Consider the following 19,831-nt stretch of genomic DNA (forward strand, 5'->3'; position numbering starts at 1 on the left):
GACGTGCGATTCCCCAACCAACGTTTAGCACAGCTGTTTGACATGCTGCAAAACGAGGCGCTGCCGCAGGATGAGCTGGCGCAGCGGTTGTCGGTTTCCACACGTACTGTACGAGCGGATATCACCGCGCTGAATACGCTACTCACCCAGTATGGCGCACAGTTTGTTCTCAGTCGGGGCAACGGCTACCAGCTTAAAATTGACGATCCGGCAAGTTATCATGCGTTGCAAACGCAGCAACCAGAGCAGCTGTTGCGTATACCGCGTACCAGCCGGGAACGGGTTCACTGGCTGGTGGTCCGTTTTCTGACATCGGCTTTTTCGCTAAAGTTGGAAGATTTAGCTGATGAATGGTTCATCAGTCGGGCGACACTGCAGAATGACATGGCGGAGGTGCGTGAACACCTGCAACGTTATCATCTGACGCTGGAAACGCGCCCCCGGCATGGAATGAAGCTGTTCGGTAGCGAGATGGCGATTCGGGCCTGTTTGACCGATCTTCTGTGGACGCTGGCACAGCAAGATCCTGCCCATCCGCTGGTAATGGAAGAGGCGCTCAATGCTGGCGTACCGCAGCAGTTGCAACCTGTTTTACAGGATATTTTTTCCCGTTTTCATATCAGCCTGACCGATGAGGGCGAGCTTTTTCTGCGCTTATATTGTGCGGTGGCGGTACGCAGGATTAGCGAGGGGTATCCACTTCCTGAGTTCGCCGCAGAAGAAGTCGAACATGCGGTGTGCCTTGCTACGCGGGAGATTGCGGCGGTATTGCACCAGTTGGCAGATAAACCGCTTTCCGTTTTTGAAGAAAACTGGCTGAAGGTGCATATTGCTGCCCGTCAGGTTCAGGAGATCGCCCCCAGTGCCATCAATGCTGACGATGATGAGGCGCTGGTTAATTACATCCTGCGTTTTATCAACACCCAGTACAACTATAACCTGCTGAATGACCAGCAACTGCATGCCGATCTGCTAACGCATATTAAGACGATGATCACCCGGGTACGCTACCAGATCATGATCCCCAATCCGCTGCTGGAAAATATTAAACAGCACTATCCAATGGCATGGGACATGACACTTGCTGCTGTGTCGGGGTGGGGGAAATACACCCCGTATACGATCAGTGAAAATGAGATTGGCTTCCTTGTCCTGCATATTGGTGTTGGGCTGGAACGTAGTTACAACATCGGTTACCAACGACAGCCCCGTGTACTTCTGGTCTGTGATGCGGGAAATGCGATGGCAAGGATGATTGAAGCAGTGCTGGCGCGTAAGTACTCGCAGATTGAAATTGTAAGTACCGTGACGCTGCGAGACTATGAACAACGGGACAGTATTAGCGAAGACTTTGTTATCTCTACTGCGCGAATTAGCGAAAAAGATAAGCCCGTAGTGATGATTGCGCCGTTTCCAACAGATTATCAACTGGAGCAAATTGGTAAACTGGTGCTGGTGGACAGGACCCGCCCATGGATGCTGGACAAATACTTCGATGCGACGCATTTTCGTATTGTCGACGGGCAAATGGATCAACAGACGCTGTTCAACACACTATGCCATCAGTTGCAGGATGAAGGTTTTGTGGATGCGGAGTTTGTCAGTTCGGTGGTGGAACGTGAGGCCATCGTTAGCACCATGCTGGGTGACGGCATTGCACTACCGCACGCGCTCGGTTTGCTGGCCAAGAAAACGGTGGTCTACACGGTCCTCGCTCCGCAGGGCATTGCCTGGGGAGATGAAACCGCACACGTGATCTTTTTACTCGCCATCAGCAAAAGCGAGTACGAAGAGGCGATGGCAATCTACGATATTTTCGTTACTTTTCTGCGCGAACGCGCCATGGCAAGACTCTGTACCTGCCGTGACTTTAACGAATTCAAAGCAGTCGCGATGGAGTGTGTGAGCCGGTTTTGACAGGCGGAAAACAGAACATCATCCGCCTGAAGTGTTAGCGCAAATGATGCACAACCTGGTTGCTGCTACCGCGCCAGATAAGCGCCGGGTCTTTGAGATCCTGAACAAATTTACCATCGACCAGCACGTTGATGAGATCCACCACCCGCATTTGCTCGGCATTGAGCTCATCGAGTTTGTAACCAGTCCACACCCAGATATCTTTTCCCGGACACTCAGCGTGAATGCGCTGTACCAGTTTCAGAATATCCGGCACGTTTTGCGGATGAAGTGGATCGCCGCCCGACAGCGAGATCCCCTGACGATGGATCCGTGTATCGTTCAGATCGGCAATGATCTTGTCTTCCATCTCTGTGGTAAACGGCTGGCCGGAGTTTAGCCGCCAGGTGCTTTTGTTATAGCAGCCAGGGCATTCGTGCACGCACCCTGAAACAAACAGGGTACAGCGAGTACCGGGACCGTTGACGATGTCAACAGGGTAATACTGGTGATAATTCATTTCGCTTAACCATGCCGGATGGCGTTTTGCTTATCCGGCCTACAATGTATGCACAGTTTGTAGGCCCGGTAAGCGTAGCGCCACCGGGCATAAAACCGTGAGGGATTAACCGAGTTGCCCATTACCTAAATGCTTAACGCGGCGCTTCACTTCTTCTTGCTTACCGGCATTAAACGGGCGTGCGTCCGGGCTGCCTAAATAACCGCATACACGGCGGGTCACTGACACGCGGGCTGCATCATGATTACCACATTTCGGGCAGGTGAAGCCTTTGCTGGTGCACTCAAACTCACCGGTAAAGCCGCACTCATAGCACTCATCGATAGGCGTGTTAGTACCGTAATACGGCACATGCTGGTAGCTGTAATCCCAGACGTCTTCCAGCGCTTTCAGGTTATGCTGAATGTTCGGATACTCGCCGTAGCAAATGAAGCCGCCATTCGCCAGCGGCGGGTACGGTGCTTCGAAATCGATCTTGTCGTAAGGATTAACCTTTTTCTCCACGTCGAGGTGGAAGCTGTTGGTGTAGTAACCCTTGTCGGTCACGCCCGGCACGACACCAAACTCGGCGGTATCCAGACGGCAGAAACGATCGCACAGGTTTTCACTCGGTGTGCTGTACAGGCTGAAGCCGTAACCGGTCTCGTCTTTCCACTGATCGACTGCCTTACGCAGACGTTCGACAATGGCAATGCCCTTGGCACGAAGTGCTTCGCTGTCGTACAAGTGCGTATCACCAAATAGCGCATTGATGGTCTCGTGAATACCGATATAGCCCAGAGAGATTGATGCACGGCCATTTTTGAAGATTTCAGACACGTCATCATCCGCTTTCAGGCGCACACCGCAGGCACCTTCCATATACAGGATTGGCGCTACGCGGGCTTTTACGCCTTCCAGACGAGCGATGCGGGTCATCAGCGCTTTACGCGCCAGCACCAGACGATCGTCCAGCAACTTCCAGAAAGTGGCTTCGTCGCCGTGGGCTTCCAGCGCAATACGTGGCAGGTTGAGGCTGATCACGCCGAGGTTGTTACGACCGTCATGGATCTGCTCGCCGTTCTCGTTTTCCCAAACACCGAGGAAACTACGACAGCCCATCGGGGTTTTGAACGAACCGGTGACTTTTACGACCTGATCGTAGTTCAGGATGTCCGGGTACATACGCTTGCTCGCGCACTCCAGCGCCAGCTGTTTGATGTCATAGTTCGGATCGCCAAACTTATGGTTCAGACCGTCACGGATAGCGAACACCAGTTTCGGGAAGACGGCAGTTTTACGATTTTTACCCAGACCGGCAATACGGTTACGCAGGATGGACTGCTGAATCAAACGAGATTCCCAACTGGTACCCAGGCCAAAACCAAAGGTGACGAACGGCGTCTGACCATTGGCGGTATGCAGCGTGTTCACTTCATATTCGAGTGACTGGAATGCGTCATAGCACTCTTTCTCGGTACGGGAATGCGCATAACCGTCTGCATCCGGGATTTGCCACTCTTCAGCAGTTTTACGGTGTTTGTTAAAGCTCTCGGTCACGAACGGTGCCAGGACTTCATCAATACGGTTAATGGTGGTGCCACCGTAAATATGGCTGGCAACCTGCGCGATGATTTGTGCCGTAACGGCGGTTGCAGTCGAGATAGATTTTGGCGGCTCAATCTCCGCGTTACCCATCTTAAAGCCCTGCGTCAGCATGCCTTTCAGGTCGATCAGCATGCAGTTAAACATCGGGAAGAATGGCGAGTAGTCGAGATCGTGATAGTGAATATCACCACGCTCGTGTGCCTGGACGACATCACGCGGCAGCAGGTGCTGACGTGCATAGTGTTTGGCGACGATACCGGCCAGCAGGTCGCGCTGGGTCGGGATCACTTTACTGTCTTTATTGGCGTTTTCGTTCAGCAGAGCTGAGTTGGTTTGTTCAACCAGACCACGAATTTCCTGGTTCAGACGGCCACGTTTTTCACGCTGTATATCACGATCGTGGCGGTATTCGATGTACGCACGGGCGAGTTGTTTGTACGGACCAGACATCAGCTGGTTTTCTACCGCTGTCTGGATCTCGTTGATATCGACCTGGCTGCGCTCATTCATCTGGCTGCTAACGACTTCTGCGACGGTGGCACAGTAATCTGCGTCATCGACTCCCGCTGCTTTAGCTGCACGCAGAATGGCTTCTTTGATGCGCTCTGATTTAAACGGCACTTTACAGCCATCTCGTTTCATCACATGCGGTGTCATGATCACTCCATATTTATAAGAACAGGTTATCCACAGAGGTTAGGGAGCGTTCATCGGTTTATTCATCTTTCTATCCAATGACTTCTCGCAATCCAGACCTCTTTTATCCACATTTCCACTGCTATGAAGGGAAATGTTGTTGTAGCAATTGTAGTCGATTAATACAACATATTGGGTCGGAGTGCATTTTAAGTTCTATATGTAGTGATTTGCATCAAGGATGTTTACGTTTTTATTGACGTAGCTCAAAGTAAAAACTGGAGCGTACAGATGACGGGCACTGCAGCCGATTGTAAATTGTGGTGAGAAAAATCTGATTAATTATTCAACAAAAACAGAAGGGTAGGCTGGATGCATGCAGAGAAGCCCGGCAGCGCTATACGCACCGGGCTTAAAACCAATTGCAAGCTATTTTTGCAGCCACCAGATAGCTTCAAAAGGACGCAATGTCATGCCCCCGGGCTGGCTGGCGACCTCGGCATAGTTGTGCATCAGCACCCGCCAGTTTCCACCGGTATGGATCGGTTGCCAGGGTTGGAAGGTCTCGCTCAGGTTGGCAATGACCAGCAGCCGCTGTCCTTGCCATTCTCGCTGATAGCACCACAGATGCGGGCTTTCCGGTAACAGATCCTCGTAGTCGCCCCAGGTGATAACTGGTTCAGTTTTGCGTAAGGCGATCAGTTTCTGATAGGCGTAAAATACCGAATCGGCATCATCAAGCGCTGCTGAGACATTGATATCAGCCGCGTTGTCGCACAGATTGATCCACGGCTCCCCCTGCGTAAAACCGGCATGTTTGCTGCGATCCCACTGCATCGGCGTGCGGCTGTTATCGCGGGATTTACTGGCGAGGATCGCCAGCAGCTCATCGGCATCACGCCCAGCGGCATTCAGTTCGGCAAACATATTGTGGCTTTCCACATCGCGATAATCGGTAATCTGTCGAAAATGCGGGTTGGTCATGCCAATCTCTTCGCCCTGGTAGATATAGGGTGTGCCCTGCATACCGTGCAGCACCATTGCCAGCATTTTGGCTGCAGGTATGCGGTATTTCCCTTCATCACCAAAACGTGAAACGATGCGCGGCTGATCGTGGTTACACCAGAACAGTGCGTTCCAGGCGGTGTCGTGCATACCCTGCTGCCAGTGGCGAAACAGGGCTTTCAACGCCACATAATCTGGCTTTGCCAGTGTCCACTTTTCACCATTGGGGTAGTCTACTTTCAGGTGGTGGAAGTTGAAGGTCATCGACAATTCGCTGCCGTCCTGTGCGGCATATTGCTGACAATGAGCAAGCGAAGTAGAGGACATCTCGCCCACCGTCATCAGATTACGTGGCGTGAAGACGTCGCGGTTCATTTCGCGTAAAAATTCATGCACGCGTGGGCCATCGGTATAAAAACGGCGTCCATCACCGTCAGGATCGCTCGGGAAGTCCTGCTCTTTGGAGATAAGGTTCACGACGTCGAGGCGCAGTCCATCTACGCCGCGATCGGCCCAGAATTCACAGACTTTTTTCAGCTCCGCGCGCACTGCCGGGTTTTCCCAGTTCAGGTCAGCCTGCTCCGGGGCAAAGAGGTGCAGATAATACTGCTCGCTTTCAGCGTGCCAGCCCCAGGCGCTGCCACCGAATTTTGAACGCCAGTTATTCGGGCATGCGTCCGGTGTACCATCGCGCCAGATATAAAACTGACGATACGGACTGTCTTTATCCAGCGACTCGCGAAACCAGGCGTGTTGCGTCGAAGTATGGTTAAACACCATATCCAGAATAATACGGATGCCGCGCGCTTTCGCCTGCGCCACCAGTTCGTCAAAATCATCCAGCGTACCGTAGGCCGGGTCGACGGAAATATAATCAGCGACATCGTAGCCGTTATCAACCTGCGGCGAAATGTAGAATGGCGTCAGCCAGATGGCATCTATCCCCAGTTTTTGCAGATAGTCGAGACGTTGTGTCACACCGCGTAAATCGCCAGTGCCGCTACCGGTTGTGTCCTGAAAACTCTTGGGGTAAATCTGATAGATAACGCCGTTTTGCCACCAGTGGGGAATATTCATCGTTATTTCCTGCAAATGCGATGGGGCGCAACTGCGCCCCGAAAAAAAGTCAGACAATCTGTAATGTGCCCTGACGGTATTTACGCTGGTAGATGAACGAGGTCAGTACCATCGGGATAACAATCGAGATAACCATTGCCAGGCTAAATACCTGCCAGTAGGTTGGCTGGATGGAAAGGATGCCCGGCAAGCCGCCGACGCCAATACCATTCGCCATCACGCCGTTCAGACCGCACAGCAGTCCGGCAAGGCCGGAGCCGATCATCGCGCATAGCATCGGGAAACGGTATTTCAGGTTGATGCCGTACATTGCCGGTTCAGTCACTCCCAGATAAGCGGAGATCGCAGCAGGAACGGAAATTTCCCGCTCGTTATGTTTACGACTGGAGATAATGATGCCGACCACTGCAGAGGCCTGAGCGATATTCGACAGCGCAATGAGCGGCCACACAGGCGTTCCGCCCATGCTTTGAATCATCTGCATGTCGATAGCGAGCGTGGTCTGATGCACTCCGGTGATCACCAGTGGGGCGTACAGGAAGCCGAACAGCGCTGCGCCAATCGGAGCAAAACTGCCGGTCATCAGATGACGCACAGCAAAGGCGACACCATCGCCAATCCAGCGGCCAAACGGACCAATAAACGCATGGGCGAGGAACACCGCGAGGATCAGTGAGCACACCGGAACCACCACCAGATACAGGTAGTCCGGGACGATGCGTTTCAGGCGCGTTTCAATCAATCCAAGTGCCAGACCTGCCAGCAGAGCTGGAATGACCTGTGCCTGATAACCGACTTTTTCGATAGTAAACAGGCCGAAATTCCATACTTCCGGCACTTGCTGACCCAGCAGGTAGGCGTTCATCAGTTGCGGGGAAACCAGCGTGACGCCGAGCACAATGCCAAGGATCGGCGTACCGCCCATTTTCTTCACCGCAGACCAGCAGATCCCGACCGGCAGATAGAAGAAAATCGCCTCGCCAATCAGCCACAGAAAGTCATAAAGCGTTTTCAGTGAGGGATACATCTGCGCCAGCGTCTGGCCGTTGCTCATCGGCAGATCGCCGATCACGTTACGAAACCCTAAGATCAAGCCTCCGCTAATCAACGCCGGCAGCAGCGGGAAGAAGATCTCTGCGAAATGAGAAATCATCTGCTCGTGCCATTTCATGTTCTGCCGCGCGGCTTTTTTCGCCTGCTCTTTGTCGGCACTGGCCTGTCCGGTGGTCGCCAGCAGCGCTTTGTAGTAATCGCCCACCTCGGTGCCAATCACCACCTGGAACTGCCCGGCGTTGGTGAAACAGCCTTTGACCATCGGAAGTTGTTCGATCTCTTTCGGCCTGGCGTTCGCAGGCTGATTCAGCACAAAACGCAGGCGCGTGATGCAATGACTCACCGTGGCGATATTGTCGCGCCCGCCCACCAGCTCAATCAGCCGATCGATGTCTGCTTGTTTTATTTTGCTCATTATTAAGCCCTGTTGTTGACCTGGCGTCAGAGTATATCTTCGTTGAATATTTAAAAATGGGAACGTTCCCGAAACGTAGCGAAGATCACAAATTAACGCTCAGAAAGCGATCAGGAAAGGGTGGATGGGATGATGATTTGGCGCGGCTCGCTGCGGCCGTTGATCTGTTCGATCAGCTGTAAAGCCGCCTGTCGTCCGGCTTCGGCGTAACCGGGATCGACAGTGATGATCTCCGGATGGAGGAATTTCATCAGTGGTGTATTCCCCACACTCGCCAGTTGCAGATTATCGATCCGCTGCTCCTGCAAATATTTGCTGACCCCAAGGGCAAGGGTATCCGTCGCGCATACCAGGGCCGTGGTTTCCGGAGTAATGACATCTGCGGCATGCTCATAACCCTGCTTCATGGCGAGACCTGGCAGAGCAGCAACAGGATGCAGTTTATGTTTCTTGCAGAATGCGAGGTAAGCCTCATGGCGGCGCTTACCGGTGGTCACATCGCTATGGGGAACGCCAAGAAAACTGATCTGGCGATGTTCACGGTCGTACAGACGTTGCATCAGAGTATGGATTGCACCCTCATCGTCATAACAGACGGAGGCGAAACCTTTGGCATCTCTTGCCAGTAGCACCAGAGAGTCCTGCCAGGAAGCGATCATGGCTTCGGTAATACCGGTAAAACCAAACAGTACCACGCCGTCAATATTGCGACGTCTGAGCATGCCCAAATGCTCTTCTACCAGTTCAGGTGAAAACTGGCTTTCCATCATAATAGGATCGTAACCCTGCTCATAGAAGGCGGGCAGCATGGTCTGGACGGCGAGATTTTCTGAAAGTGAATCCAGGCGCGTGACGATAATTGCTACCACTTTGTCACTTTGCCCACGCATGGCGCGTGCGGAGCGGGAAGGGGAAAAACCGTGCTGATTCATTACCGCTTCAACACGTTCACGGGTGCGTTCGCTGACACCGCTTTCATTGTTGAGAACGCGGGAAACTGTTGATTTTCCCACGCCGCTTAAGCGGGCGATGTCTTTAATAGTCAGCCGATTCTGCATCCTGTTTTCCCGTAGCGCATTCAGTTTTAATTAAGAGGGTAACTTTACTCAAGTGGAGTGCAATGGGCAAAGTCTGCTTTATTTACTTTGTTATTCAGGCAATGTGTATACGTTTGGTTTAGTTACTGTGGTTTATCATACCGCCATAATTGCCACGAACCTTATGGTTTTCTGCGTATAATGCGCCGCGCAACTCACTCACTTACCGGAGGCTGTATGGATCCCGATCCCACCCCTCTCCCGAAACGGAGAAATAAACCTTTCCGGTAAGCCTGCTTTCACTGTCTTACCGGATATGTAAGACAGTGACGTTCTGACGTCCCTGTTGTGATTTTAGATTGCCATCAGGCAAGGCTTTGCTGTGCCTGATGTATTCACTGCGCCTGTGTTTACTGGCGCAGGGGGACTGCCTATGTTTAAAAATATTACCCGCCAGCTGTTTGCCCGGCTCAATCGTCATTTGCCGCATCGTCTGGTGCATCGCGATCCATTGCCCAATGCCCAGGCCGTTGCCAGCGCGCCGATCCCACCTTCCCTGAGCGAACATTGCCTGAAAATGGCGCTGATGGAAGAGGAAGCACTGTGGAAAACGTTTGATGCGCACCCTGAAGGCTTGAACGCCGCTGAAGTGGAAAGTGCCCGTGAGAAACACGGTGAAAACCAGTTGCCGGCACAGAAACCGTTGCCGTGGTGGGTGCATCTGTGGGTCTGTTACCGTAACCCATTTAATATTTTGCTCACCATTCTGGGCGGCATTTCCTATGCCACTGAGGATCTGTTTGCTGCAGGCGTAATTGCCCTGATGGTTGCTATTTCTACGTTACTGAATTTTGTGCAGGAGGCGCGTTCAACCAAAGCGGCAGATGCGCTGAAAGCGATGGTCAGCAACACCGCCACGGTACTGCGGGTGATCAACGAGAAAGGAGAAAACGGCTGGGTAGAGTTGCCGATCGACCAGCTTGTTCCTGGCGACATCATCAAACTGGCGGCAGGCGATATGATCCCGGCTGACTTACGCATCGTTCAGGCGCGTGACCTGTTTGTGGCGCAAGCCTCGCTTACCGGAGAATCACTGCCGGTTGAGAAAGTGGCGAACAGCCGAGACCCGCAGCAAAGCAACCCGCTGGAGTGCGATACCCTGTGCTTTATGGGCACCAACGTGGTGAGCGGTACGGCGCAGGCTATCGTCATTTCTACCGGGGCCAATACCTGGTTTGGACAACTGGCGGGTCGGGTTACTGAGCAGGAAAGCGAGCAGAATGCGTTCCAGAAAGGGATCAGCCGCGTCAGCATGCTGTTGATCCGTTTTATGCTGGTGATGGCACCTGTTGTGCTTATCATCAACGGTTATACCAAAGGCGACTGGTGGGAAGCGGCGCTGTTTGCTCTTTCTGTTGCGGTGGGACTGACGCCGGAAATGCTGCCCATGATCGTCACTTCCACGCTGGCGCGTGGTGCGGTGAAACTGTCGAAGCAAAAAGTTATCGTTAAGCACCTTGATGCCATCCAGAACTTTGGCGCGATGGATATTCTGTGCACCGATAAAACCGGCACACTAACTCAGGACAAAATCGTGCTGGAGAATCATACCGATATCTCCGGTAAGCCCAGTGAGCATGTGCTGCATTCCGCGTGGCTGAACAGCCATTACCAGACCGGGCTGAAAAACCTGCTGGATACCGCGGTGCTGGAAGGTGTCGATGAAGAATCGGCCCGCCTGCTCTCTACCCGCTGGCAGAAAATCGATGAGATCCCGTTTGATTTCGAGCGCCGCCGGATGTCGGTGGTAGTGGCGGAAGAAACTGATGTGCATCAGCTGGTGTGCAAAGGGGCACTACAGGAGATCCTCAGTGTCTGTACCCAGGTGCGTCACAATGGCGAGATTGTTCCGCTGGATGACAATATGCTACGTCGGGTTAAGCGCGTTACCGATACGCTTAACCGCCAGGGATTGCGCGTGGTGGCGGTGGCGACCAAATACCTGCCCGCACGTGAGGGAGATTATCAGCGTATTGATGAGTCCGACCTGATCCTCGAAGGATACATTGCGTTCCTCGATCCGCCGAAAGAGACCACCGCTCCGGCTCTGAAGGCGCTGAAGGCCAGCGGTATTACGGTGAAAATCCTCACCGGAGACAGCGAACTGGTGGCGGCAAAAGTCTGTCATGAAGTAGGTCTGGATGCGGGCGATGTGGTTATTGGTAGCAGCATTGAAGGGCTAAGCGATGACGAGCTGGCACAACTGGCCCAGAGCACGACGCTGTTTGCCCGTCTTACGCCGATGCACAAAGAGCGCATTGTCACGTTGCTGAAACGCGAAGGTCATGTGGTTGGATTTATGGGCGATGGCATTAACGATGCCCCGGCACTGCGTGCGGCGGATATTGGCATCTCCGTTGATGGTGCGGTCGATATTGCCCGTGAAGCGGCAGATATCATCCTGCTGGAAAAGAGCCTGATGGTACTGGAAGAAGGGGTCATCGAGGGGCGTCGTACCTTCTCGAATATGCTTAAGTATATCAAAATGACCGCCAGCTCTAACTTTGGTAACGTTTTTAGCGTGCTGGTGGCGAGCGCATTTCTGCCTTTCCTGCCAATGTTGCCGCTGCACTTACTGATTCAGAACCTGCTGTATGATGTATCCCAGGTTGCTATTCCTTTTGATAACGTTGATGAAGAGCAGATCAAAAAACCGCAGCGCTGGAATCCTGCCGAACTGGGCCGCTTTATGTTGTTCTTTGGGCCAATCAGCTCCATCTTCGATATTCTGACATTTTGTCTGATGTGGTTCGTCTTCCATGCCAATACGCCAGAACATCAGACGTTGTTCCAATCTGGCTGGTTTGTGGTGGGTCTGCTGTCGCAAACGCTGATTGTGCATATGATCCGTACCCGCCGTGTACCGTTTATCCAGAGCCGTGCTGCATGGCCGTTAATGCTGATGACGCTGGTGGTCATGGTGGTGGGGATTGCGCTGCCATTCTCACCGTTGGCCAGCTACTTACAATTGCAGGCTCTGCCGCTGAGCTACTTCCCGTGGCTGATTGCGATTCTGGCTGGTTACATGACATTGACCCAATTAGTGAAAGGTTTTTATAGCCGTCGCTACGGCTGGCAATAATCTTTTAGTTCTCTGCCGGATAGTGCTTGGGTCACTATCCGGCATTTTTTTATTTCATTCGAAGATATTACTCGACGATATTTCTGTTTTATTTTTATTGAAATACTAACAGGGCAAATTGGTAACAATCCCTTCCTCTCTCTTTGTTTTCTTATCAATAAAACGATCTGCGTTGCAAAAATGAAACACTGTGCTAAAAATTATTAGCGTTGACGTTTTTTTGTGAAGGCAGTCAGTGAAATAAATTGTTACACCAGTTAGTCTGCACAGGTAACGTCGTAAAGAAAGTTTCTCGCTGCCCATTTCTAATTCCGGCAGTCATTTGCTCTGCAAGCTATTCCTGTTAATGGATATTATGAACTTCTGGAGAAGGACAAATGAAACTGACAAAAAACCTGTTAAGTCTGTGCATTGGTGTATCAGTATTACTGACCAGCCATTCAACGTTGGCCCAAACTTTTCGCGCCGCAGATGTTCACCCGGCTGATTACCCGAACGTTGTGGCAGTGAAGCACATGGGAGAGAAGCTGAGTGCTGCAACGGATGGTCGTCTGGAGATTAAAACATTTCCGGGTGGCGTGTTGGGCGACGAAAAACAGATGATTGAGCAGGCACAATTAGGCGCTATCGATATTATTCGTGTCTCGATGACGCCAGTAGCAGCAATACTCCCTGAGATTAACGTGTTTACACTGCCGTATATTTTTCGCGATGAAAACCATATGCATCAGGTGCTTGACGGTATGATTGGCCAGGAAATTGGCGATCGCCTGACGGCAAACAGTAAATCACGTCTGGTGTTTCTCGGCTGGATGGATGCCGGAACACGTAACCTGATTACCAAAAACCCGGTGGTTAAACCGGAAGATTTGCACGGTATGAAAATCCGCGTTCAGGCGAGCCCGATCGCGCTGGATACTTTAAAAGCAATGGGCGCTAACTCCATTGTAATGGGCGTCAGCGAAGTGTTTAGCGGAATGCAGACTGGCGTCATTGACGGAACGGAAAATAACCCGCCAACGTTTGTTGCGCACAACTATTTGCCTGTCGTTAAAAACTATACCTGGAGTAAACATTTTATTATCCCGGAGCTATTTCTTTTCTCGAAGGCTAAATGGGATAAATTGAAAAAAGAGGACCAGGACCTCATCATTAAACTCGCTAAAGAAGCGCAAGTAGAACAGCGCAAGCTCTGGGCTGCCTATAATGAGAAGTCTCTGGAAACCATGAAAGCTAATGGCGTTCAGTTCCATGATATTGATACCGATTATTTCTTTAAAGCCACGCAATCGGTAAGGGATAATTACGGTAAAGAACACCAGGATTTGATCAAACGTATTCAGGATGTGAAGTAATTTATTGGACGGATGGGATTAACCATCCGTCTGAATCTTTTGATTAATTCGAGGTGATGATGATGGGTGAATGCTATTCATCAGTAATGGATTTTCTTTACCGGATCTCAATGTGGATTGCCGGAGTCGCATTATTGGTTATGGTCGCCATTATTCCTGTCGGGATATTTGCACGTTATGTTCTGAATAATGCACTGTCATGGCCTGAGCCAGTCGCCATTCTCTGTATGGTGACATTCACCTTTATTGGCGCGGCGGTAAGCTATCGCGCAGGTTCCCATATCGCGGTGAGTATGGTCACTGATCGCCTGGGAGATTCCGCCCGTCGCTACTGCTCGATTGTCGCCGATCTCATGCTGATTGCGATAAGCCTGTTCATTCTCTGGTACGGAACCACGCTGTGTCTTGAATTGTGGGATCAAGCCGTCGCGGAATTCCCGCTTCTCAGTGCCGGGCAAAACTATCTCCCGCTACCCATTGGTTCTGCCATCACGCTGCTTTTTATTGCTGAAAAGATTTGTCGTGGTCCGCAGTATCAGCGTCCTGTTGTCATGCTGGGATCGACCAGCTAGTTACCGCCCCCATTTCATAAAGGAAAGCAGATGGATGCATTTATTCTCGTCTTTACGCTCGGCATTATGCTGGCGATTGGGGTACCGGTAGCGTACGCGGTTGGTATTAGCGCCATCATTGGGGCCTGGTATATTGATATCCCGCTGGAAGCGGTGATGATCCAACTGACCAGCGGCGTGAACAAGTTTTCATTGCTGGCTATCCCGTTCTTTATTCTGGCCGGAGCGATTATGGCCGAAGGCGGGATTGCTCGTCGGCTGGTGAATTTTGCCTATATTTTCGTTGGCTTCATTCGCGGTGGGCTGTCGCTGGTTAACATTGTGGCTTCCACCTTTTTTGGCGCGATTTCCGGATCGTCCGTGGCAGACACCGCCTCCATCGGTTCGGTGATGATCCCGGAGATGGACAAAAAAGGTTACCCACGTGACTTTGCTGCGGCGGTGACCGCCAGTGGATCGGTACAGGCGATCCTTACGCCACCCAGCCATAACTCCGTTATTTACTCGCTGGCGACCGGCGGTACGGTTTCGATTGCTGCGCTGTTCATCGCCGGGATCCTGCCTGGTTTGTTGTTAAGCTTTAGCCTGATGGTGATGTGCGTGGCGTTTGCGCACAAGCGTGGTTATCCGAAAGGCGAGCGCGTACCGTTTCGTCAGGCATTGAAGATTTTTGTTGATACGCTGTGGGGCCTGATGACGGTGGTTATCATCATGGGTGGCATCCTGTCAGGTATCTTTACCGCGACGGAGTCAGCGGCGATTGCCTGCCTGTGGGCCTTCTTTGTCACGATGTTTATTTATCGCGACTATAAGTGGTCTGAGCTACCGAAACTGATGTTCCGCACGGTGAAAACGGTCACTATCGTCATGATTTTGATTGGTTTTGCTGCCGCGTTCGGCGCGGTGATGACCTATATGCAGTTGCCGATGCGCATCACCGAAGCCTTTACCAGCATCTCGGATAACAAATACGTCATCCTGATGTGTATTAACATTATGCTGCTACTGATCGGTACATTGATGGATATGGCACCGCTGATCCTGATCCTGACGCCGGTCCTGTTGCCTGTAACCAACGCGCTCGGTATTGATCCGGTCCATTTTGGTATGATCATGCTGGTTAACTTAGGGATTGGGCTAATTACGCCGCCGGTAGGATCGGTGTTGTTTGTTGCCAGTGCGGTGAGTAAGCAGAAGATTGAACAAGTGGTGAAGGCGATGCTGCCGTTCTACGCCGTACTTTTTCTGGTACTGATGTTAGTGACGTATATTCCGGCGATTTCGTTATTCCTGCCGAAATTGTTTGGCGTGCTGTGATTGCCCTGCAGTGACAAAAATCCGGGCTTTCGCGCCCGGATTTCTTCATTGTTTAGCGACGAACGGCGATCGCTTCAATCTCGATTTTCACGTCTTTCGGCAGACGGGCAACTTCCACGCAAGAGCGCGCAGGGAAGGTGGCGTTGTGCTCGGTGAAGAACGCTTCGTAGGTGGCGTTAACGGTGGCGAAATCGTTCAGGTCTTTAACGAACACGGTTGTTTTTACGATGTCGCCGACTTTCAGGCCTGCAGCTTCTACGATAGCCTTCACGTTTTCCAGCGACTGGCGCGCCTGAGCGGACACGTCTTCCGATACGCTACCGGTTTTTGGATCGACCGGGATCTGACCGGAAGTGATGATCATGCTACCCAGGTCTACGCCCTGAACGTATGGGCCGATTGCTGCTGGTGCATTTTCCGTCGCGATAGTCTTGCTCATGATTTCTCCTGAATTACAGCGGTAATAGAATGTTCCCGGTCATTATAGGGAGCCGGGAATTCATTACCAACCCCAATTAGTTGGCCAGCACCACATAATGCGAAAACTCTTTTTCACAGTATTTGCATTTGAGTGCGATGTCATCGGCGCGCTTTTTCACTGCAAAACTGGATGAAACCGGCTCAGCATGGCTGATGCAGTTGCTGTTCGGGCATACCAGCACATTATCGATACGCTCCGGCAGGCTGGGACGTGATTTACCCACGACGTCATAGTCGTCAATGCGATTTACCGTCGCTTGTGGAGCGTACAGGGACAACTGGTTAACCTGCTCGTCGGTCAGGAAGGTATTTTCAATTTTAATCAGGTCCTTACGGCCCATCTCGCCAGACGGCAGGTTCAGACCGATAGTGATGCGCTGGTCGGTCTCTGTCAGTTTGAACAGCGTCAGCAGCTTGAAACCAACCTGTGCGGGAATATGGTCAATCACAGTGCCACGTTTGATGGCTTCTACTTGCAGTTTGTTATCGTGTGTCATCGTCATTTCCCCTTACAGTGCCAGATCGCGGTTCAGAACCAGTGCCAGTAACGCCTGGCGAGCGAATATCCCGTTGCCTGCCTGCTGGAAATACCAGGCATGTGGCGTCTTATCAACGTCGGTAGTGATCTCATCGATACGCGGCAGCGGATGCAGAACTTTCATATTCTCTCTCGCACCATTCAGATCGCTGGCGCGCAGAACAAACTGTGCTTTCACGTTGGCGTATTCAGACGGATCCAGACGTTCTTTCTGTACGCGGGTCATATAGAGAATGTCCACTTCCGCCATCACCTCTTCGATAGTGCCATGCAGGCTCCAGGCGATACCTTTTTCATTCAGCATATCCAGAATGTATTGCGGCATTGCCAGCGCATCCGGGGCGATAAAGTAGAAGCGGTTGCCGTCAAATTTCGCCAGTGCCTGGGTCAGGGAGTGGACGGTACGACCATATTTCAGGTCGCCTACCATCGCTATCTGCAGATTGTCCAGGCGGCCCTGAGTTTCCTGAATGGTGAACAGATCCAGCAGGGTCTGCGTCGGATGCTGGTTGGAGCCGTCACCCGCATTCAGTACCGGCACATTGCCGGAGAATTCAGTTGCCAGACGCGCGGCGCCTTCCTGCGGATGACGCATCACAATGGCATCAACATAGGTGCTGATGACGGAAATGGTGTCGGCCAGCGTTTCACCTTTTTTGCCCAGGGATGTGTTGCTGCTGTCGGAGAACCCAACCACGCTGGCACCCAGACGGTGCATCGAGGTTTCAAATGATAAACGGGTACGGGTTGACGCCTCGAAGAAGCAACTGGCGATTACTTTATGTTTTAACAGTTCCGGTTGCGGGTTTGCTTTGAGTTTCGCCGCCGTCGCGAGGACCAGATTCAGATCATCGCGGCTGAGGTCGTTTATGGAAATGATGTGTTTTTGATAGAGCGGGTTAGCCATGTTTATCTCCTGACGCCTGGGCAAAAAAAAAGCCCCTCAATTGAGGGGCTTGGAATAGGTGATCAACGGGAAGAAAAACGGCAGGCCAGCGTCTTTTTTCAGACGCGGTAAGACAAAATGTCGTACACACTGAGCCATACATCCTCCCGGCAAATTGTCCGCGATTATACTCAGCTACGTTATGGGATCAAGCAAATAATGCACAAATTATTCATCGCAAACGGTTCTTATGAATTTTAATTCATCTTTAGTAAATAATTAATTTGCTTGTGGACTAGCGCAGTTCGCTGAACTACCCGAGGTGCGACCCAGACAATACTGCTGCCGGCAACGACCCCCAGAACTTCCGGCAATGCGTGATAATCGAGGATTCTGGCAACGGCCCGGCCATATCCCGCTGCGGTGTGGATAAGGATAAATTCGCTATTGTGCTCTATGCTGACCACCATTTCAGCAATAGAGCGGGCGGCATCCGGCGCAGGGCGCAACTGGGGATTTGTAGAATAAATTTTTTGCCCTTTTGTATTTCTTATTTTTATAGCTCCGAGCAATTTCAGCAGGCGTGAGACAGTAGACTGGCTGATGCCGGCAAACCCCTGGTTTTGTAGTTCACAGCGGATGGCTTCCTGTGACAGGTAGCGTTTTTCTGTAATCAGGCGCTGACAAACCGCCAGCAGCAGTTGCTCTTTGGCAGAGTAATCATCGTATTCCTTCATAAAGACACCTTATATTTATTATTTATATCAATGCGATGGCGAAATTCACCATATTTTCCGTATCGATAACGGATCAAACGGGCGGTTGGGCAGAAAAACGAGAGAGCGCTCAAAAAAGCCGTCGATATCCGACGGCAAAAGGGCTACAGCATGGCGCCAATGCTTAAGACCGCCATGTTCAGCAGCGTGAGAATGAGCAGTAGTGGGGCGACCCATTTCAGGTATCGCACGTAAGGTACGCGAGCAATGGCCAGTCCCCCCATTACCACCGCAGAGGTAGGGGTAACCAGATTCACAATGCCGGAAGCGGACTGGTACGCAGTGACAACCAGATCTCTTTGCACATGGGCGAAGTCTGCCAGCGGAGCCATTATTGGCATGGTAAGTACTGCAAGCCCGGAGGAGGAAGGCACCAGGAAGGACAGCAAAACTTCCAGCCAGTAGGTAACATTGATGAAAATGGTGGTAGAAAGGCCAGAGACTAAATTCTCGGCGCTGTGCAGAATCGTGTGGGTAATCATGCCGTTATCCATCACCACGACGATGCCGCGGGCAATACCGATAATTAGCGCGACACCAAGCAGATCCCGCGCGCCGTCGATGAACGTGCTGGTAAATGCTTCTTCGCTCATTCTGGCTATCACGCCCACGATAATTGCAGCAGCCAGAAAGACGCCGGATATTTCCGCCATCCACCACCCGAGTACAGCGACCCCATAAATCATCACCGCAAAGGCGGCAGCGAAAATAAACAGGATTGCTTTACGCGTAGCCGTGAACTCAAGGTTGGTATCGGCGCGATTACCGAGAAAATGAGCGCGGTTTTCCTCCAGTTTGTCCGCTACGATAGACAGCTCTGGATGACTGCGAACTTTTCGGGCATAGCGCATCACCCACACGACGCAGATAACATACCCGACGAGCAGTAGCAGAATGCGCATCAACATCCCCTGGGTAAAAGGGATCCCGGCTGCGTTAGCAGCGATGACTGTCGCAAAGGGGTTAATCGTCGAACCGAGTGTGCCAATACCAGCGCCGAGCAGAACGGTAGCGGCGGCAACTAACGGATCGAAGCGGGCGGCCATCATTACCGGAACTAATAATGTGTAGAAAGGGAGTGACTCTTCTGCCATCCCGTAAATCGTTCCTCCGGCAGCAAAAAGTCCCATCAGGATGGGGATCATCCACTCCTCTTTACCGTTAAGTCTCACCGTCACGCGTTCAATTCCGGCGTCGATAGCACCTGTTTTATTCACAACCCCCAAAAAACCGCCGATGATCAGGACAAACAACGCCACATCAATTGCACCGGCGGTGTAGGTTTCATGGTTATAAAGACCGTCGATTGGTGCCAGTAATACCGCGGTAAAACCTTGTGGATGGGCCTCTGTGGGGGCGTAAGTGCCAGCAACCGGTACTTCTTTGCCCAGTGTGTCATTCATCGCCATCTGGTATTTCCCTGCCGGGACTATCCAGGTCATGACGGCGACAAGTGCAATGAGAATAAACAGGATGGTATATGCGCTGGGAAATTTGAATTTGCCCATGATGTTCTCCGGATAGCTCGGGCATACGTCG

The 19,831-nt window shown here is 51.7% G+C and carries 17 protein-coding genes and 1 pseudogene; 7 read left to right on the plus strand and 11 right to left on the minus strand.

The window, feature by feature from the left end:
• The first annotated feature begins 3 nt into the window (after positions 1-3).
• Positions 4-1,917, plus strand: coding sequence for a BglG family transcription antiterminator (locus tag OH663_RS16545; protein ID WP_048222268.1), 1,914 nt, complete (start codon positions 4-6; stop codon positions 1,915-1,917).
• A gap of 34 nt (positions 1,918-1,951) precedes the next feature.
• Here OH663_RS16545 and nrdG read toward each other — a convergent pair whose 3' ends face one another.
• From nrdG to treR, 5 genes are all read right to left on the minus strand, one after another.
• Entirely contained in the window at positions 1,952-2,416 is a 465-nt protein-coding gene (gene nrdG / locus OH663_RS16550; protein ID WP_045439159.1) for an anaerobic ribonucleoside-triphosphate reductase-activating protein, read from the minus strand.
• 105 nt (positions 2,417-2,521) lie between these two features.
• Positions 2,522-4,660 carry an anaerobic ribonucleoside-triphosphate reductase gene (gene nrdD / locus OH663_RS16555; RefSeq protein ID WP_045439162.1) on the minus strand — a complete coding sequence of 713 codons (2,139 nt, stop codon included), beginning with the start codon at positions 4,658-4,660 and terminating at the stop codon, positions 2,522-2,524.
• Between the two features lie 408 nt (positions 4,661-5,068).
• Positions 5,069-6,721, minus strand: coding sequence for an alpha,alpha-phosphotrehalase (gene treC / locus OH663_RS16560; protein WP_200012476.1), 1,653 nt, complete (start codon positions 6,719-6,721; stop codon positions 5,069-5,071).
• A 49-nt stretch (positions 6,722-6,770) separates the two neighbouring features.
• Positions 6,771-8,189: a PTS trehalose transporter subunit IIBC gene (gene treB / locus OH663_RS16565; protein WP_200012478.1), complete on the minus strand. Its 1,419-nt coding sequence runs from the start codon at positions 8,187-8,189 to the stop codon at positions 6,771-6,773.
• 110 nt (positions 8,190-8,299) lie between these two features.
• Positions 8,300-9,271: a trehalose operon repressor TreR gene (treR, locus tag OH663_RS16570; RefSeq protein ID WP_255642480.1), complete on the minus strand. Its 972-nt coding sequence runs from the start codon at positions 9,269-9,271 to the stop codon at positions 8,300-8,302.
• 192 nt (positions 9,272-9,463) lie between these two features.
• Here treR and mgtL point away from each other — a divergent pair, with 192 nt between their 5' ends.
• The 5 genes from mgtL (at position 9,464) to OH663_RS16590 (ending at position 15,612) form a co-directional block, all read left to right on the plus strand.
• Entirely contained in the window at positions 9,464-9,517 is a 54-nt protein-coding gene (gene mgtL / locus OH663_RS26105) for a mgtA regulatory leader peptide MgtL (protein WP_223307022.1), read from the plus strand.
• 142 nt (positions 9,518-9,659) lie between these two features.
• Positions 9,660-12,368: a magnesium-translocating P-type ATPase gene (gene mgtA, locus OH663_RS16575; protein WP_045439174.1), complete on the plus strand. Its 2,709-nt coding sequence runs from the start codon at positions 9,660-9,662 to the stop codon at positions 12,366-12,368.
• Between the two features lie 377 nt (positions 12,369-12,745).
• On the plus strand, positions 12,746-13,723 hold the full coding sequence (locus OH663_RS16580) for a TRAP transporter substrate-binding protein (RefSeq protein WP_045439178.1): 978 nt from the start codon (positions 12,746-12,748) through the stop codon (positions 13,721-13,723).
• A 62-nt stretch (positions 13,724-13,785) separates the two neighbouring features.
• On the plus strand, positions 13,786-14,295 hold the full coding sequence (locus tag OH663_RS16585; RefSeq protein WP_045439181.1) for a TRAP transporter small permease: 510 nt from the start codon (positions 13,786-13,788) through the stop codon (positions 14,293-14,295).
• A gap of 30 nt (positions 14,296-14,325) precedes the next feature.
• Entirely contained in the window at positions 14,326-15,612 is a 1,287-nt protein-coding gene (locus OH663_RS16590) for a TRAP transporter large permease (protein ID WP_045439183.1), read from the plus strand.
• Between the two features lie 52 nt (positions 15,613-15,664).
• Here the strand turns inward: OH663_RS16590 and ridA are convergent, their stop codons facing one another.
• From ridA to pyrL, 4 genes and pseudogenes are all read right to left on the minus strand, one after another.
• Entirely contained in the window at positions 15,665-16,051 is a 387-nt protein-coding gene (ridA, locus tag OH663_RS16595; protein WP_042321681.1) for a 2-iminobutanoate/2-iminopropanoate deaminase, read from the minus strand.
• A gap of 76 nt (positions 16,052-16,127) precedes the next feature.
• Positions 16,128-16,589 (minus strand): aspartate carbamoyltransferase regulatory subunit, encoded by a 462-nt coding sequence (pyrI, locus tag OH663_RS16600; protein WP_003025816.1) that lies wholly within the window; start codon positions 16,587-16,589, stop codon positions 16,128-16,130.
• A 12-nt stretch (positions 16,590-16,601) separates the two neighbouring features.
• The gene (gene pyrB / locus OH663_RS16605) at positions 16,602-17,537 is read right to left on the minus strand and encodes an aspartate carbamoyltransferase (protein ID WP_045439188.1); all 936 of its coding nucleotides are present in this window, start codon (positions 17,535-17,537) and stop codon (positions 16,602-16,604) included.
• Positions 17,538-17,539: 2 nt separating this feature from the next.
• A pseudogene (gene pyrL / locus OH663_RS16610) lies at positions 17,540-17,675 on the minus strand (pyr operon leader peptide).
• On the opposite strand from pyrL, the gene OH663_RS16615 reads away from it, so the two are divergent.
• Positions 17,655-17,777: a hypothetical protein gene (locus OH663_RS16615; protein ID WP_200012493.1), complete on the plus strand. Its 123-nt coding sequence runs from the start codon at positions 17,655-17,657 to the stop codon at positions 17,775-17,777. The pseudogene pyrL and the gene OH663_RS16615 sit on opposite strands and share 21 nt — an antisense overlap.
• Here the strand turns inward: OH663_RS16615 and OH663_RS16620 are convergent.
• Both OH663_RS16620 and OH663_RS16625 read right to left on the minus strand, forming a co-directional pair.
• The gene (locus tag OH663_RS16620; RefSeq protein ID WP_045439191.1) at positions 17,774-18,253 is read right to left on the minus strand and encodes an arginine repressor; all 480 of its coding nucleotides are present in this window, start codon (positions 18,251-18,253) and stop codon (positions 17,774-17,776) included. The two genes, OH663_RS16615 and OH663_RS16620, sit on opposite strands and share 4 nt — an antisense overlap.
• 143 nt (positions 18,254-18,396) lie before the next feature.
• Positions 18,397-19,800 (minus strand): YfcC family protein, encoded by a 1,404-nt coding sequence (locus tag OH663_RS16625; protein WP_045439193.1) that lies wholly within the window; start codon positions 19,798-19,800, stop codon positions 18,397-18,399.
• Positions 19,801-19,831 lie beyond the last annotated feature (31 nt).

Origin of the sequence: Citrobacter sp. Marseille-Q5395 (genome assembly GCF_947057495.1) — a bacterium.
Classification (GTDB): domain Bacteria; phylum Pseudomonadota; class Gammaproteobacteria; order Enterobacterales; family Enterobacteriaceae; genus Citrobacter; species Citrobacter murliniae.

Coding starts and splice junctions, on each gene's coding strand:
- nrdG (WP_045439159.1), bottom strand. CDS start 2,416: ATGAATTATCACCAGTATTACCCTGTTGACATCGTCAACGGTCCCGGT.
- OH663_RS16620 (WP_045439191.1), bottom strand. CDS start 18,253: ATGAAGGAATACGATGATTACTCTGCCAAAGAGCAACTGCTGCTGGCG.
- treC (WP_200012476.1), bottom strand. CDS start 6,721: ATGAATATTCCCCACTGGTGGCAAAACGGCGTTATCTATCAGATTTAC.
- OH663_RS16580 (WP_045439178.1), top strand. CDS start 12,746: ATGAAACTGACAAAAAACCTGTTAAGTCTGTGCATTGGTGTATCAGTA.
- OH663_RS16585 (WP_045439181.1), top strand. CDS start 13,786: ATGGGTGAATGCTATTCATCAGTAATGGATTTTCTTTACCGGATCTCA.
- pyrB (WP_045439188.1), bottom strand. CDS start 17,537: ATGGCTAACCCGCTCTATCAAAAACACATCATTTCCATAAACGACCTC.
- ridA (WP_042321681.1), bottom strand. CDS start 16,051: ATGAGCAAGACTATCGCGACGGAAAATGCACCAGCAGCAATCGGCCCA.
- OH663_RS16590 (WP_045439183.1), top strand. CDS start 14,326: ATGGATGCATTTATTCTCGTCTTTACGCTCGGCATTATGCTGGCGATT.
- OH663_RS16625 (WP_045439193.1), bottom strand. CDS start 19,800: ATGGGCAAATTCAAATTTCCCAGCGCATATACCATCCTGTTTATTCTC.
- treB (WP_200012478.1), bottom strand. CDS start 8,189: ATGAGCAAAATAAAACAAGCAGACATCGATCGGCTGATTGAGCTGGTG.
- OH663_RS16615 (WP_200012493.1), top strand. CDS start 17,655: ATGTCGTACACACTGAGCCATACATCCTCCCGGCAAATTGTCCGCGAT.
- nrdD (WP_045439162.1), bottom strand. CDS start 4,660: ATGACACCGCATGTGATGAAACGAGATGGCTGTAAAGTGCCGTTTAAA.
- mgtA (WP_045439174.1), top strand. CDS start 9,660: ATGTTTAAAAATATTACCCGCCAGCTGTTTGCCCGGCTCAATCGTCAT.
- pyrI (WP_003025816.1), bottom strand. CDS start 16,589: ATGACACACGATAACAAACTGCAAGTAGAAGCCATCAAACGTGGCACT.